Genomic DNA, 1,617 nt, shown 5'->3' with positions numbered 1-1,617 from the left:
TCCTCGACGGCGACCTTGACGATGGTGCCCTGCATCGGCGAGGCGAGGGTGTCGCCGGAGGAGGCCGGGCCGGACTTCTTCGCCGCCCGCCGCTTCGGCTTGGCGCCCGCGGCAAGACCCGTACGGGCCAGGGACATGCCCAGCGACGACGGCAGCGACACCTCAAGGCGCTTGCCGCCGACCTCGACGACGACGGTCTCACGGCCCGTCTCGTCCTCCTCGCCCTCGGCCGGACCGGCCGCGAACGGCTTGATCTCGTTGACGAACTCCGTCTCGATCCAGCGGGTGTGGACCGTGAACGGGTCGGTGGAGCCGCCCAGTTCGGGCCCGAACGCCGGGTCGACGACGACGGCCTGGTGGAACGGGATGGCCGTGGCCATGCCCTCCACCTTGAACTCCGCGAGCGCACGCGCCGCGCGCTGCAGCGCCTGCTGCCGGGTCGCACCCGTCACGATCAGCTTCGCAAGCAGGGAGTCCCAGGCCGGGCCGATCACGCTGCCGGACTCGACACCCGCGTCCAGACGCACACCCGGACCCGCCGGCGGGGCGAACTCGGTGACGGTGCCGGGCGCGGGCAGGAAGCCCCGGCCCGGGTCCTCACCGTTGATACGGAACTCGAAGCTGTGCCCGCGGATCTCGGGGTCGCCGTAGCCAAGCTCCTCACCGTCGGCGATCCGGAACATCTCCCGCACCAGGTCCAGGCCGGTGACCTCCTCGGTGACCGGGTGCTCGACCTGCAGACGCGTGTTGACCTCCAGGAAGGAGATCGTCCCGTCCAGGCCCACCAGGAACTCCACCGTCCCGGCGCCCACATACCCGGCCTCCTTGAGGATGGCCTTCGACGCCGCGTACAGCTCCGCGTTCTGCGCCTCGGACAAAAACGGCGCCGGGGCCTCCTCCACCAGCTTCTGGTGGCGGCGCTGCAGCGAACAGTCACGCGTGGAGACCACCACCACGTTGCCGTGGCTGTCGGCCAGGCACTGCGTCTCCACATGCCGCGGCTTGTCCAGATACCGCTCCACGAAGCACTCGCCCCGACCGAACGCCGCGACCGCCTCACGCACCGCCGAGTCGTACAGCTCCGGCACCTCATCCAGCGTGCGGGCCACCTTCAGACCCCGCCCGCCACCACCGAACGCCGCCTTGATCGCGATCGGCAGACCGTGCTCCTCGGCGAACGCCACCACCTCGTCCGCACCCGACACCGGATCCGGCGTACCCGCCACCAGCGGCGCACCCGCGCGCTGCGCGATGTGCCGGGCGGCGACCTTGTCACCCAGATCCCGGATCGCGTGCGGCGGCGGGCCGATCCAGATCAGACCCGCATCCAGGACCGCCTGCGCGAACTCGGCGTTCTCGGAGAGGAACCCGTACCCCGGGTGAACCGCGTCCGCCCCCGCATCCTTCGCCGCGGCCAGCACCCTGGCCATGTCCAGATAACTGGTGGCCGGGGTGTCACCACCCAGAGCGAACGCCTCGTCGGCCGCACGGACATGCAGGGCATCCCGGTCCGGATCGGCATACACGGCCACACTCGCGATCCCAGCATCCCGGCACGCCCGGGCCACGCGGACAGCGATTTCGCCACGGTTGGCGATGAGCACCTTGCGCACGTTG

1 protein-coding gene is annotated in these 1,617 nt (G+C 70.9%); it reads right to left on the bottom strand.

The features are described 5' to 3' along the window. A partial coding sequence (locus QIS99_RS32100) for an acetyl-CoA carboxylase biotin carboxylase subunit (RefSeq protein WP_282517281.1) occupies nucleotides 1–1,613 on the bottom strand: 1,613 nt, incomplete at its 3' end. Between the last annotated feature and the right edge of the window lie 4 nt (nucleotides 1,614–1,617).

Origin of the sequence: Streptomyces solicavernae, assembly GCF_029968095.1 — a bacterium.
GTDB lineage: Bacteria > Actinomycetota > Actinomycetes > Streptomycetales > Streptomycetaceae > Streptomyces > Streptomyces solicavernae.
This window is presented reverse-complemented; position numbering and strand designations above follow the sequence as displayed.